We start from the raw sequence: 12,720 nt of genomic DNA on the forward strand, positions 1-12,720 counted from the left end.
AAAGCCACTCGGACCGCTGTTTCCCTCTCCCCCCGGGGAGAGGGCCAGGGAGAGGGGGCCAGGCCCCGCCGAAGCCCTCCCCCACGCACACTCCCCTCGCCCGCCAACACGGGCCTGGGCGCCACCAGTCGGGTGGCACGGTTTTACCCTTGCGCGCTGTACGCAACGGAACATAATCAGAATTACTGGACATACATACAGGCCGCTGAATGGCGGCCGTCAGCACCAAGCAGGAGACCACCATGCTCAGCTGGGACGAATTCGATAAGGAAGATGCCACCGAAGCGGCCGCCAAGCCCGCCGCTGCCGTCGTTGGCGCCGCGCTCGATCAACTGGACAGCGACGCCGCCGGCTCCGTCGAGGAAGCCCGTGCCGTTTCGGCCGACGACTCCGACGCCGTCGCCCGCGCCAAGAAGGCCCTGAACGACCTGGACATCCAGGAAGGCCTGGACGACCTGGAAGGCGCCAGCGCCCGCGTGCACGTCGGCGACAAGCAGATGATCAACGCCCGCGCCGACCTCAACCAGCTCGTACCCTTCAAGTACGACTGGGCCTGGCAGAAGTATCTGGATGGTTGTGCCAACCACTGGATGCCGCAGGAAGTGAACATGAACGCCGACATCGCTCTGTGGAAGAGCAAGGACGGCCTTTCCGAAGACGAACGCCGCATCGTCAAGCGTTCGCTGGGCTTCTTCTCCACCGCCGACAGCCTGGTTGCCAACAACCTGGTACTGGCCGTGTACCGCCTGATCACCAACCCCGAGTGCCGCCAGTACATCCTGCGCCAGGCCTTCGAGGAAGCGATCCACACCCACGCCTACCAGTACTGCATCGAGTCGCTGGGCATGGATGAAGGCGAGATCTTCAACATGTACCACGAGATTCCTTCGGTCGCGAAGAAAGCCTCCTGGGGCCTGAAGTACACCCGCTCGATCTCCGACCCGGAATTCAAGACCGGCACCCCGGAGACCGACCGCCAGTTCCTGCGCAACCTGATCGCCTACTACTGCGTACTGGAAGGCATCTTCTTCTACTGCGGCTTCACCCAGATCCTCTCCATGGGCCGCCGCAACAAGATGACCGGCACCGCCGAGCAGTTCCAGTACATCCTGCGCGACGAGTCCATGCACCTGAACTTCGGCATCGACGTGATCAACCAGATCAAGATCGAGAACCCGCACCTGTGGGATGCCGCGATGAAGGACGAAGCGACCCAGATGATCCTGCAGGGTACCCAGCTGGAGATCGAATACGCGCGTGACACCATGCCGCGCGGCGTACTGGGCATGAACGCGGCGATGATGGAGGACTACCTGAAGTTCATCGCCAACCGTCGTCTGACGCAGATCGGCCTCAAAGAAGAGTATCCGGGCGCGACCAACCCGTTCCCGTGGATGAGCGAGATCATGGACCTGAAGAAGGAGAAGAACTTCTTCGAGACTCGCGTCATCGAGTATCAGACGGGTGGTGCTCTGAGCTGGGATTGATGCCTGGGTCTAGACCGTTAGGACAGATTAGAAAGCGCTTTGCCTGAGAATGGATGTTCGGGGTAGCGAGAGAAACTAAAAGCCCCGCCTAGTGCGGGGCTTTTTTATAGAGCAAAAAACAGCAGCAGGATGCGATTAACATAAACGCAAGGACAAATAATGCGCAACTTAATTCTTTTACTGGACTCCCTCGAAAAGCTAAAGGAGCGAGACTACGAAAAAGAACAGCAGCTCTTCTCAGAGCTTGAAAAGCTTCCAAAGGAGTCCGCCATAGAATTCCTGATCGAATACGCAAGATCTGCAAGCGAAAGGAATTTCCTGATTATCCAACATGCACTTGTAGCGTGTAACACTTCAGCAGAAAAACTGCTTCTCTTATCATCAGAAGCCTTCCCGCTTGGTGAGATTGCGAAAAATTCGCTGTTCATTACCTACACAGAAGAGGCAGTTCCAACTCTTACAAAGATTACAAAATCCAAATCATCAGATGACGCCAGCTCAGCATACAGGACACTTGGAAATATAAGCTCACCTAATGTTCAGAAAATACTTTTCCATGGACTGAAACACCGCTCGAACACCGTTCGCAGCGCAGCGATTGATAGCATCCGGATACAAGCCGACGAGAACTGGACACAAGACATCATTCAAGCCATAACCTTGCTAAGCGCTGAATCCAGGGAGAAGAAGAAGGATAACAGCGAAGCAATTAACGCACTAAGGAGTATTTTGGTTGAGTCCGTAAAACCAAAATCAAATCCCGCACTTTTGGCCGCACTAAAAAGTCAATATACCGAGGTTCTAAAAGTTGCTATTTCAGCCCTAGGGGCAACCAAGGACAAGTCTGCAACCCAGCCACTACTCGACCTAATGAAAGCCCCTAGCCAAGGGCTTGAGCGCGAGTTCTATACTCACTCAATCAGTAAAGATTTGCAGACAGACATCCTTCACGCACTTGCCAATATCGGCGATCCTGCCAGCATCTCTGATATAACGAAACTCCCTCCAAGCATGCAAACTGCACTTGCACTGGCCAAAATTCAAGCCCCTGAAGCTATTCCTGCAATAATTAAAGAACTAGAAAAATCCCGCACCCCACGAGACACCACTGACTTAACCGATGCACTAATCCAACTTAAGAATCTAGACGCCAAGTCAGAGCTAACTAAATCGCTGGAATCAGAATTCGTTAACGTTCGCCAAGCCGCCGCGTTAACGCTCTATGAAACCAACACTGATTGCATAGCCACTCTTGAAGAACTGCTAAGTGAACCAAGTGCCGACATAGTACGAATTGCAAAAACCTTGATTAAACTAGGCAACCCCAAAGGATTTCCTGCTCTGGCTGCTGCGATTGCGGACACTGATGGAATCTTCCGCAGAGGGTACTCGGTCATCAAAGCTTGTGAAGAAATACCAGGCCCTGAATCAAGGGACTTACTGTTATATCTTTTAGAGCACAGCCCACGCGATAAAATCCACTACGTCAGAGATGCTATAAAAACACAATCCAAATTAAGTGAATCTCCTAAATAGCTTTCCATTCTTTTTTGAAGTCAATCCACTAACAGAAATGGACTAATTTATTTTCTAAACCACCAGAAAAGGGGACCAGAAAAGGGGACAGATTTATTTTCTGAACCACTGCGTAAATCGAATCTTCCCCTTTTCGCCCTTACGGCGAGTCACTTTCTCTTGTTTGCCCAAGAGAAAGTAACCAAATGTATGGTCAGCCCCTCTTCTGCAACCTCCGGCACGACGACAGATAAAGCTGGCTTGCGCCAATGTATCCGGGCTCGGTTGAGCGCGCTGCATAGGCGCTCGGCCCTCGATGAGAAGCCGCGCCTCACTGTCCTGAAAAGAGAGCCAGTCTCGCAGACTGCTTTGGTTACCAGGGTCGCAGCGAGGCAGTGTGCCGTTTATCGTCATCACGTACAGACGTCGCAAAAGCCTTGGGTCTTACATTAGGTACTGCGGGTTAGAAAAAAGGGGACAGAAAAAAGGGGACAGATTTATTTTCTAAGCCGATGCGCTGAACGAATCGTCCCTTTTCGCCATTACGGCGAGTAACTTTCTCTTGCGTGCCCAAGAGAAAGTCACCAAAGAGAAGGGCACCCCGACATCCGGCCCCGCCTGCGGCGGGGTTCCCTCCTTCCGGTGCCGCTCCGGGGGCCGTCACGAAGGGACGTCCCTGTCCCTTCGTTCCTCGCTCGGCGTCCTGCCTCGCGTCCCCCTGCGCAACACCTCCACTCGGCCTCCTGACGGGGACTCGGGCTCCGAGTTGCTTGGCAGCTTTTTCTTTGCGCTTCGCGGGCTGATCGCTTCCACACTCCGTGCGCTACACCCTTCCCTCTCACTTTCAGGCAGCGCCAAACGCCCCTTCAGGAGGGTGAGCGGAATCGTTGCGTAGAGGGGTGAGCCGCATGGATGCGGCGAAAGGCGTAAAGGGGCATGGACGCCCCTTGTACGCCGACCCTCGGAGCGGCGATGGAGTGAACGAACCCGGAGCGAAGCGCAGGGCCGGATGGCGGGGCAAGCCCTTTTGGTTCCTTTTGGGGCGACTGCCAAAAGGAACCCGCCCAGCAGGGCGGAACCAATGCATCACCCAATGAGGAAACGAGCAGCAGCACGAAAACCAGCAAGTAGCCTGGATATCAGGCGGAAAGCGCTTCGCGGTTTTCCACCCTGCGCACTGGAACAAATGACCCGCACGGCAGGACAGAACCAGCGCATAAGAAAAACGCGATAACGAGCCGCAGCATGGAGCAATCAGCCCCAACCACTAAACCTTCACGCAAACAAAAATCGCATTCCCCGAAACCTGATCCCAGGGAATGATCTTCTCGTAGTCATGCTCGAACACATGCACCTCGAAGTAAGGCCGCAACACCTCCTGCAACTCGGCGAAGCTCACCGCCACCATCGGATGCTCGTCGCGCCAGACCTGCGTTTCATCGCCCGTCGCCTTTTCGATGCGCAGGCGCAACGACTGCCGCTCGCCCGCGCCCGGGTAATGCCAGCCGGAACTGAAGGTGAACTGACTGCCCTCGTGCCGCACGCTGTGCGTCACCGACAACGCGTTATCAATCCGCTCCCGGTCCACCGCGTTGAAGCAGAACACCCCCTGGCTGTTCAGCGCCGCATGCACGCTGGCCACACAGGCTTTCAGCCGCTCGATGCCGGCGCTGTAGTGAACCGAATACAAAAAGCAGGTAATCAGGTCCAGGCGCTCGGCCACGCTGAACGCGCACATGTCCTGCTGGGAGAACTGCGCCTCCGGGCAGCGAATCGCCGCCAGGTCGAGCATCGGCTGGTTGATGTCGAGGCCACTGCTGGCATAACCGGCATCGATGAAATGACGAATATGCGGGCCGGTGCCACAGGCCATGTCCAGATGGCGCACGCCGCCATTGCCGAACAGCTGCTGTAGCCGGTGAATGCAATGGCTCTGCGCCTGGTAATCGATGTCGGCACACATCAGGTCGTAGTAACCGGACAGGTCGGTATAAAGGGCGTTGACGGACATGGTGACCTGATGGTGCTAACCGGCATGAATGAGGGCGCGCATGATAGCCCAGCCGAACGACGGCATGAGCCGGGGCGCCGTCGCGGCAGACGGGCGTTACAATGGCGCCACGCAGCATGCCCGGAAGCAGACTCTCGATGTTCACCCTCACCCACCTCACCACCCCGCCGCCCGAATCGCTGAAAAGCCAGGTGCTGCAGATGGTGGTCGACTACTTCAGCGACCTCAGCCCGGCCCCGCTGACGTCGAGCAACCCGCTGTACCAGCTGTACCAGTACGTCATCGGCTACGAGGTACACCTCTACCTGCAGGCCATGGGCAGCGAGCCGGCCAGCAGCGCCCGGATGATCCTCGCCCTCGACGATGAAGACCCTTCGCGCGTACTGGGCTTCGCCCTCTACCTGCCCAGCCCGGGTGATCCCGAGGCCTGCACCCTCGTCTACAGCGCCGTACAGGCCAGCCACCGCCGCCAGGGCATCGCCCGCGCCATGCTGCAGCAGATGCAGCTGTTGCATCCGCATGCGGCGCTGGCCTGCGTGGCAGACCGGGTGCCGACCTTCGAGGCGATGGGCTTCAACGTGCTTGGCGCGCGCGGGCCGCAGGTGCTGATGAATACCCGGCGCAAAGCATCGGATGGCTGGGTGGCGGTGCAAGACCTGGCGCCGATCTTCCAGTCCAAGGAAGTGCGGCAGATCCACAGTTACCTGGTCAAACAACATGGCGAACGGGCCATGCGCGACGCCGAAAAACAACGCGACCGCCTGCTCGACCAACTGACCCGCCAGGCCGAAGCGCTGGCCGCCACGCGCCGCCTACACTGAGCCCCGATACACCATCACAGGAGCGGCACCATGCGCATGATCGCGGTCTCGGCAACGCTGCTCGCCTTCGCCCTGAGTGGCTGCACCAGCCGGCGGCGAGCATGTGCAGATGCGTCTGACCGGCACGGCCAAGAATGCCGGCCGCATCGGCCAGGCCACGCTGTCGCCGCGCGGCGAGCTGACCGACGTGTCGATCTTCGTCAGCGGCGTGCCCTTCGGCGTGACGTTGCCGGTACGCCTGTTCGCCTACGTCTACCCCGGCAGCTGCGCGGCACGAGGCGCGCAACCCAGCTACGCGTTGAACAACACGGTGCTGACCGAACACCGCGGCTCGGCCGATGGCTGGCGGCTGTCGCGCATCGCCAAGGTGACACTGGCCGAGCTGCGCACCACGCCGCACGCGCTGGTACTGCGCACGTCAGCGTCCGACGGCGGTTACGACATCTTCTGCGGCGACATCCCCTTATGATGCCTACATCGTGCAGCCGCCGGGGCGCCGGCCCGTGCAGGGTTCACAGTTGCACGCAGCGGCTCGGGGCACGAGGAACCTTTCTGCACCGCGGGGCCCTAACGCCTCTTCGCAGTCAACACAGGACCCGACCATGCACACCCTCGCCCGCCTCTGCCTGCTCAGCGCCGCCGCCCTCTCCCTCGGCGCCTGCTTCGACCAGGAGCAGAGCGAAATCCAGAGCAAGATCTGCATCTACAACACCGACCCTCAGGCCGAACGCTGCAAGGCCGGCCAGATGGCCTGGTTCCGCCCGGATGACGGCCAGCTGATCAGCGAACAGATGGCTCTGAGCGTCGCCGCCGCCTACTGCGACTTCGACCACCAGGTGATGCACAACCGAGCCGGCGTGGTGTGCGTGTTCACCAACCAGCGCCTCGGCAACGTGCAATAACACCGCCTTCCCGGCCCGCCCCACGGGCCACCCGCCGCAACCACCCGGCACCTCAGGGTGTCACCCTCCCCGCCTCCCGCTACAATGCGCGCCTTGCCGTGCCGCGCCTGATAAAGAAGAAACCACCATGTCCCTGCCCAAACACCATCTGGAACTGCTCAGCCCTGCCCGCGATGTGCACATCGCCCGTGAGGCCATCCTGCATGGGGCCGATGCCGTGTACATCGGCGGGCCGAGCTTCGGCGCGCGGCACAACGCCTGCAACGAGGTCAGCGATATCGCCGAGCTGGTGAAGTTCGCCCGCCGTTACCACGCGCGGGTGTTCACCACCCTCAACACCATCTTCCACGACGACGAGCTGGAGCAGGTGCGCACGCTGATCCACCAGCTGTACGACGCCGGCGTCGATGCGCTGATCGTGCAGGACATGGGCGTGATGGAGCTGGATATCCCGCCGATCGAGCTGCATGCCAGCACCCAGACCGATATCCGCACCCTGGACCGGGCCAAGTTCCTCGACCAGGCCGGCTTCTCCCAGCTGGTGCTAGCGCGCGAGCTGAACCTGCAGGAAATCCGCGCCATCGCCGACGCCACCGAAGCCTCCATCGAGTTCTTCATCCACGGCGCGCTGTGCGTGGCCTTCTCCGGCCAGTGCAACATCTCCCACGCGCAGACCGGGCGCAGCGCCAACCGTGGCGACTGCTCCCAGGCCTGCCGCCTGCCGTACACCCTGAAGGACGAAAAAGGCGGGGTGATCGCCTACGAGAAACACCTGCTGTCGATGAAGGACAACAACCAGAGCGCCAACCTGCGCGCCCTGGTCGAGGCCGGCGTGCGCTCGTTCAAGATCGAGGGCCGCTACAAGGACATGGGCTACGTGAAGAACATCACCGCCCACTACCGCCAGCTGCTCGACGCCATCCTCGAAGACCGCCCGGACCTGGCCCGCGCCTCCAGCGGCCGCACCGCACACTTCTTCCAGCCCGATCCGGACAAGACCTTCCACCGCGGCAGCACCGACTACTTCGTCACCGAGCGCAAGGTGGACATCGGCGCATTCGACTCGCCGACCTTCACCGGCCTGCCGGTGGGCCATGTCGAGAAGGTGGGCAAGCGCGACCTGATCGCCGTCACCAATACCCCGCTGTCCAACGGCGACGGCCTCAACGTGCTGGTCAAGCGCGAGGTGGTGGGTTTCCGCGCCAACATCGCCGAACTCAAGGGCGAATTCGAGGAAGACGGCGAGAAGCGCTACCGCTACCGCGTCGAGCCCAACGAGATGCCCGAGGGCCTGTTCCGCCTGCGCCCCAACCACCCACTGTCGCGCAACCTCGACCACAACTGGCAGCAGGCCTTGCAGAAGACCTCCGCCGAGCGCCGTATCGGTGTGAGCTGGAAGGCCGAGCTGCGCGAGGAGCAGCTCAAGCTGACCGCCACCAGCGAGGAAGGCATCAGCGCCCAGGTGGAGCTGCCTGGCCCGTTTGGCGTGGCTAACAAGCCGGAGCAGGCGCTGGATGGCCTGCGCGACCTGCTGACCCAGCTCGGCACCACCGACTACCACGCCCTGGACGTGGCGCTGGATGCCCCGCAGGCGTTCTTCGTGCCCAACTCGCAACTCAAGGCGCTGCGCCGCGAAGCCATCGAGCAGCTCACCGAAGCGCGCATCGCCGCTCATCCACGTGGCAGCCGCAAGGCCGAGACCAGCCCGCCGCCGGTGTACCCGGAGTCGCACCTGTCATTCCTGGCCAACGTCTACAACCAGAAGGCCCGCGACTTCTACCACCGCCACGGCGTGCAGCTGATCGACGCCGCCTACGAGGCCCACGAGGAAGAAGGCGAAGTGCCGGTGATGATCACCAAGCATTGCCTGCGCTTCTCCTTCAACCTGTGCCCCAAGCAGGCCAAGGGCGTCACCGGCGTGCGCACCAAGGTCGCGCCGATGCAGCTGATCCAGGGCGACGAGGTGCTGACCCTGAAGTTCGACTGCAAGCCCTGTGAGATGCACATCATCGGCAAGATGAAGGGCCATATCCTCAACCAGCCGCAACCGGGCAGCGCGGCCCACAGCAAGATGGTCGCCAGCATCAGCCCGGAAGACCTGCTCAAGACCATCCGCAACAAGCCGACCGGCTACAGCCACTGACGGCTATCGACGGCGCAGCCCCCGGCCCTCTAACCTGTCGGCACCGAACCTGAAGTTCACTTGAGGTCGCCCCATGAAAGAGATGGATATCGGCAAGGTCGCGCGCTGGTCCGGCCTGCCGGCCTCGACCCTGCGCTACTACGAGGAACGGGGGCTGATCCGCTCCATAGGCCGCAACGGCCTGAAGCGGGTGTTCGGCGAGTCGGTGCTGCAGCGCCTGGCGCTGATTGCCCTGGGGCGCACGGCCGGCTTCTCGCTGGATGACATCGCCGCGATGCTGGCCGGCCCGGAGATCGACCGCCAGTTGCTGGAGAGCAAGGCCGACGAACTGGACCAGACCATCCGGCGCCTGTCGGCCATCCGCGACGGCCTGCGCCATGCCGCGGTCTGCCCCGCCGAGAACCACCTGGCCTGCCCCAAGTTCCAGCGCCTGATGGACATCGCCGCGAAGCAGGCGGCCAAGGGCCGGCACGCTTCGCCGGAGCAGCGCTAGGCGCTGAGCATCTCGATCTCGCGGATCTCGAAGTCGCGTTGCAGGTAGTCCATTCGCCGCTCGCTGAACGCGCGCATATGCGGCAAGGCCGTGTGCTCGGCAAAGGCCTCGCGTGACGCCCACACCTCGAAGAAGATGAACTGGCTCGGATCGGCCGCATCGCGCAGCATGTGGTACTGCACGCAGCCGGGCTCGGCGCGGCTGGGCTCGACATAGGCGCGGAACAGTTGCTCGAAGGCTTCGGCCCGTTCGGGCCTGGTGTGGGCGTGAAGGATAAAGCCGTACATGGTGCGCTCCGTGGATAAGTGATGGACACACCCTAGCGCAACAGCAATACCAGCATTCATGACATATCGGCAATAATCATTTGCCCACAGGCGACTGTTTCAGGGGCGCCCGCCTGCGTAACCTGCCGGCCATTCGAGATGCCCGGAGGCTCCCATGAAAAAGATCCTGCTCCTCAACGGCGGCAAGCAGTTCGCCCATTCCGACGGCCGCTACAACGCCACCCTGCACGACGCCGCCGTCGCCTTCCTCGACCACGCCGGTTTCGACATCAGGACCACCTTTATCGACGGCGGCTACGACATCGAGGAGGAAGTGCAGAAGTTCCTCTGGGCCGACGTGGTGATCTACCAGATGCCCGGCTGGTGGATGGGCGCGCCCTGGACGGTGAAGAAGTACCTGGACGAGGTGTTCACCGCCGGCCACGGCAGCCTCTACGCCAACGACGGCCGCACCCGCGCGGACGCCTCGCAGAAGTACGGCAGCGGCGGCCTGATCCAGGGCAAACAGTACCTGCTGTCACTGACCTGGAACGCCCCGCAGCAAGCCTTCGACGACCCCAGCGACTTCTTCGAGGCCAAGGGCGTGGACGCGGTGTACTTGCCCTTCCACAAGGCCAACCAGTTCCTCGGCATGAGCGCCCTGCCGACCTTTCTCTGCACCGACGTGATGAAGAGGCCGGACATCGAGCGCGACGTGGCGCGCTACCAGCGGCACCTGGCCGAGGTATTCAACCTCGGCTGATCAGGGCGCGCCGAACAGCGCCGTCCAGTAGATGCCGGCGTCGCTCTTCGGGTCCACCGCATAGCCGGCGCCCAGTTCGCTGAACGCCGGGTTCATCAGGTTGGCGCAGTGGCCGGGGCTGGCCAGCCAGCCGGCTACCACCTTGTCGGCGGCGTCCAGGCCGGCGGCGATGTTCTCGCCGATCTGCATGCCGCTGTAGCCGGCCAGCTCGGCGCGGTCGCCAGGGGTGCGGCCGTCACGGTCGCGGTGGTCGAAGAAGTTGCCGTTGGCCATGGCGCGGCTGTGGCTCTCGGCGGTGCCGGCCAGGGTGGCGTTCCAGGCCAGCGGCGCGCTGGCGGCGAAAGACTGACCGCCACACTGGCGGGCCTGCGCGCGGGCGGCGTTGATCTGCTCCAGCAGCTTCTGCCCTTCCGCCTGCCAGTCACCCAGGCGCCCGCCCAGCAGCGGCCGCGCCAGGACGATGCGCCAGTCGCGGTCCACGCGGCTGACGCCGACATCGACGAACTGCGGATCAAGCACTACGCGGCAAAAGCTCTCGCGCAGCGCCTGCATGGCGCTCTGCGCATCGCGCGGGCCGGACAGGGTGATCGCCTGTACGTTGACCATCGGGTAGCCATTGCGCGCCAGGCTGTCCTGCAGGTCGCCGGCCACCACCGGCAGTACCAGGCGCGGATCGCTGGCCAGCGGCGGCAGCTCCGGCGACGCCAGCGCACCGCAGCGCTGTACCTGGCCGCGGTAGGCGTTGATCGCCTCGACCAGTTGCGCCTCGTCGGCAGCCAAGGCACTGCCGCCGAAACCCAGCGACAGGATGAGCAGAACGGATGAAATGGCGCGCATGGGGACCTCCCTGAAACCGATGGCCGCCATCATGCGCGATTCCACCCTTGCCTCGCCACGCCCTTGGCTCTACCGTCGGCCAGCCGAGCAAAGGAGTGCCGCCATGAACGAATCGTTCGACGTGAACCGCGCCAACTGGAACGAGCGCGCCGACCTGCATGCCGCCTCGCCGGACTATCAGGTCGAGCAATTCGTCAGCCAACCGGAGCATCTCTTCGAGGTGGTGCGCTTCGATCTGCCGCGCCTGGGCGATATCGCCGGGCTGCGCGCCGTACACCTGCAATGCCATATCGGCACCGACACCCTGTCGCTGGCGCGCCTGGGCGCGCGAGTATGCGGCCTGGACTTCTCGCCCGCCTCGCTGGCCCAGGCACGCCGCCTGGCCGAGCGCTGCGGCGCGGCCATCGACTATGTCGAAGCCTCGGTGTATGACGCCGCCAGCGTGCTGCCGACGGAGAGCTTCGATCTGGTCTACACCGGCATCGGCGCACTCAACTGGCTGCCGCGCATCGACGGCTGGGCGCGCAACGTGGCGGCCCTGCTCAAGCCCGGCGGGCGTCTGTTCCTGCGCGAGGGGCATCCGCTGCTGTTCGCCCTGGACGAGGACTGCGAGGACCAACTGGTGATCGGCTTCCCCTACTTCGAGCACACCGAGCCCACGGTATGGCAGGACGAACACACCTACGTGGAGACGGACCAGCTACTGAGCGCCATTATCACCCATGAGTGGAACCACGGACTGGGCGAAATCATTACCGCCCTGCTGCGCCACGGCATGCAGATCAGCGCGCTGGAAGAGCACGACAGCATTCCCTGGGAAGCCCTGCCCGGGCAGATGGCGCTTGGCGCGGACGGCGAGTGGCGGCTGTGCAGCGGACGCGAGCGCGTGCCGCTGAGCTACACGCTGCAGGCGATCAAACGTAGATGCTGACGCCGCCCCTGGCCTGCAGCCAGTCGCGGTAGGTGGCCAGCGAGTCGGTCTGCTGGCCGGCATTGAAGCCGACGAAGCTGCTGCTGTCACCGAGGCCCGCGTCGATCAGCTTGTCGACCTGTACCAGCAGCTTGGCCGCGTCGTCTCGGTCCATGGCGGCCACGTCGGGCAACTCGATCTTCGCCCCCGACTCACCGACCTTGTTGCCCGACAGGCTCTGGCTGATGCTCGGCTGCAGGCTGCCACCGCCATTGAGCGCGCGCAGCAGCCCGCCCTCGCTACGCGCCACCATCTGCCGGGCCAGGCTGCGCAGCTCGGCAATCGGGTCCTTGCTGCTCTCGGCCGGTTTCTCCTGGCTGCTGGCAGTGGTTGCAGTGGTGGCCTTGCCGGCGCTGGCGAGGTAGCTGGCCAGCGGCGAGCTGGTGTTGATGGTGGTCATGGCGGTGCCCTGCGAAAGTCCGTTTCAGGGTCATAAGCAGAATGCGCGCCACCTTGCCGAAAAGCCCATGCCTGCTGGGCTGTCGCCGTATCGGCAACCTCAGCCAGCGGAA

At 62.4% G+C, this 12,720-nt stretch carries 13 protein-coding genes; 9 read left to right on the top strand and 4 right to left on the bottom strand.

Features of this window, described 5'->3' with window-relative positions:
- Positions 1-242: 242 nt before the first annotated feature.
- Together PA6_RS02195 and PA6_RS23285 are read left to right on the top strand one after the other, a co-directional pair.
- Positions 243-1,487 (top strand): ribonucleotide-diphosphate reductase subunit beta, encoded by a 1,245-nt coding sequence (locus PA6_RS02195; protein WP_043216196.1) that lies wholly within the window; start codon positions 243-245, stop codon positions 1,485-1,487.
- A gap of 159 nt (positions 1,488-1,646) precedes the next feature.
- Complete coding sequence (locus PA6_RS23285; RefSeq protein ID WP_021699232.1) at positions 1,647-3,023, top strand: HEAT repeat domain-containing protein; 1,377 nt, start codon at positions 1,647-1,649, stop codon at positions 3,021-3,023.
- Positions 3,024-4,269: 1,246 nt separating this feature from the next.
- Here PA6_RS23285 and PA6_RS02200 read toward each other — a convergent pair.
- Entirely contained in the window at positions 4,270-5,013 is a 744-nt protein-coding gene (locus tag PA6_RS02200; protein WP_021699235.1) for a class I SAM-dependent DNA methyltransferase, read from the bottom strand.
- A 137-nt stretch (positions 5,014-5,150) separates the two neighbouring features.
- Here PA6_RS02200 and PA6_RS02205 point away from each other — a divergent pair, with 137 nt between their 5' ends.
- The 5 genes from PA6_RS02205 to PA6_RS02225 all read left to right on the top strand — a co-directional run bounded on the left by PA6_RS02205 (position 5,151) and on the right by PA6_RS02225 (position 9,372).
- Entirely contained in the window at positions 5,151-5,834 is a 684-nt protein-coding gene (locus tag PA6_RS02205) for a GNAT family N-acetyltransferase (RefSeq protein ID WP_021699236.1), read from the top strand.
- Between the two features lie 109 nt (positions 5,835-5,943).
- Positions 5,944-6,303, top strand: a complete 360-nt coding sequence (locus tag PA6_RS02210) for a hypothetical protein (RefSeq protein ID WP_021699237.1) — start codon at positions 5,944-5,946, stop codon at positions 6,301-6,303.
- Positions 6,304-6,436: 133 nt separating this feature from the next.
- Positions 6,437-6,736, top strand: coding sequence for a hypothetical protein (locus PA6_RS02215; protein WP_021699238.1), 300 nt, complete (start codon positions 6,437-6,439; stop codon positions 6,734-6,736).
- 127 nt (positions 6,737-6,863) lie between these two features.
- Positions 6,864-8,879: a peptidase U32 family protein gene (locus tag PA6_RS02220; RefSeq protein WP_021699239.1), complete on the top strand. Its 2,016-nt coding sequence runs from the start codon at positions 6,864-6,866 to the stop codon at positions 8,877-8,879.
- Positions 8,880-8,952: 73 nt separating this feature from the next.
- Complete coding sequence (locus PA6_RS02225; protein WP_021699240.1) at positions 8,953-9,372, top strand: helix-turn-helix domain-containing protein; 420 nt, start codon at positions 8,953-8,955, stop codon at positions 9,370-9,372.
- Here the strand turns inward: PA6_RS02225 and PA6_RS02230 are convergent.
- Positions 9,369-9,659 carry a putative quinol monooxygenase gene (locus PA6_RS02230; RefSeq protein WP_021699241.1) on the bottom strand — a complete coding sequence of 97 codons (291 nt, stop codon included), beginning with the start codon at positions 9,657-9,659 and terminating at the stop codon, positions 9,369-9,371. The genes PA6_RS02225 and PA6_RS02230 overlap by 4 nt on opposite strands.
- 154 nt (positions 9,660-9,813) lie before the next feature.
- On the opposite strand from PA6_RS02230, the gene PA6_RS02235 reads away from it, so the two are divergent.
- Positions 9,814-10,401: an NAD(P)H-dependent oxidoreductase gene (locus tag PA6_RS02235; RefSeq protein WP_021699242.1), complete on the top strand. Its 588-nt coding sequence runs from the start codon at positions 9,814-9,816 to the stop codon at positions 10,399-10,401.
- On the opposite strand, the gene PA6_RS02240 is transcribed toward PA6_RS02235, so the two are convergent.
- Positions 10,402-11,238, bottom strand: a complete 837-nt coding sequence (locus tag PA6_RS02240) for a CAP domain-containing protein (protein WP_021699243.1) — start codon at positions 11,236-11,238, stop codon at positions 10,402-10,404.
- A 103-nt stretch (positions 11,239-11,341) separates the two neighbouring features.
- On the opposite strand from PA6_RS02240, the gene PA6_RS02245 reads away from it, so the two are divergent.
- Positions 11,342-12,169: a class I SAM-dependent methyltransferase gene (locus PA6_RS02245; protein ID WP_021699244.1), complete on the top strand. Its 828-nt coding sequence runs from the start codon at positions 11,342-11,344 to the stop codon at positions 12,167-12,169.
- Here the strand turns inward: PA6_RS02245 and PA6_RS02250 are convergent.
- Positions 12,153-12,608, bottom strand: coding sequence for a hypothetical protein (locus tag PA6_RS02250; protein WP_021699245.1), 456 nt, complete (start codon positions 12,606-12,608; stop codon positions 12,153-12,155). The two genes, PA6_RS02245 and PA6_RS02250, sit on opposite strands and share 17 nt — an antisense overlap.
- Between the last annotated feature and the right edge of the window lie 112 nt (positions 12,609-12,720).

Origin of the sequence: Aquipseudomonas alcaligenes NBRC 14159 (assembly GCF_000467105.1) — a bacterium.
Lineage (GTDB): Bacteria > Pseudomonadota > Gammaproteobacteria > Pseudomonadales > Pseudomonadaceae > Aquipseudomonas > Aquipseudomonas alcaligenes.

Coding starts and splice junctions, on each gene's coding strand:
- PA6_RS02245 (WP_021699244.1), top strand. CDS start 11,342: ATGAACGAATCGTTCGACGTGAACCGCGCCAACTGGAACGAGCGCGCC.
- PA6_RS02250 (WP_021699245.1), bottom strand. CDS start 12,608: ATGACCACCATCAACACCAGCTCGCCGCTGGCCAGCTACCTCGCCAGC.
- PA6_RS02225 (WP_021699240.1), top strand. CDS start 8,953: ATGAAAGAGATGGATATCGGCAAGGTCGCGCGCTGGTCCGGCCTGCCG.
- PA6_RS02195 (WP_043216196.1), top strand. CDS start 243: ATGCTCAGCTGGGACGAATTCGATAAGGAAGATGCCACCGAAGCGGCC.
- PA6_RS02240 (WP_021699243.1), bottom strand. CDS start 11,238: ATGCGCGCCATTTCATCCGTTCTGCTCATCCTGTCGCTGGGTTTCGGC.
- PA6_RS02210 (WP_021699237.1), top strand. CDS start 5,944: ATGCGTCTGACCGGCACGGCCAAGAATGCCGGCCGCATCGGCCAGGCC.
- PA6_RS23285 (WP_021699232.1), top strand. CDS start 1,647: ATGCGCAACTTAATTCTTTTACTGGACTCCCTCGAAAAGCTAAAGGAG.
- PA6_RS02230 (WP_021699241.1), bottom strand. CDS start 9,659: ATGTACGGCTTTATCCTTCACGCCCACACCAGGCCCGAACGGGCCGAA.
- PA6_RS02220 (WP_021699239.1), top strand. CDS start 6,864: ATGTCCCTGCCCAAACACCATCTGGAACTGCTCAGCCCTGCCCGCGAT.
- PA6_RS02235 (WP_021699242.1), top strand. CDS start 9,814: ATGAAAAAGATCCTGCTCCTCAACGGCGGCAAGCAGTTCGCCCATTCC.
- PA6_RS02200 (WP_021699235.1), bottom strand. CDS start 5,013: ATGTCCGTCAACGCCCTTTATACCGACCTGTCCGGTTACTACGACCTG.
- PA6_RS02215 (WP_021699238.1), top strand. CDS start 6,437: ATGCACACCCTCGCCCGCCTCTGCCTGCTCAGCGCCGCCGCCCTCTCC.
- PA6_RS02205 (WP_021699236.1), top strand. CDS start 5,151: ATGTTCACCCTCACCCACCTCACCACCCCGCCGCCCGAATCGCTGAAA.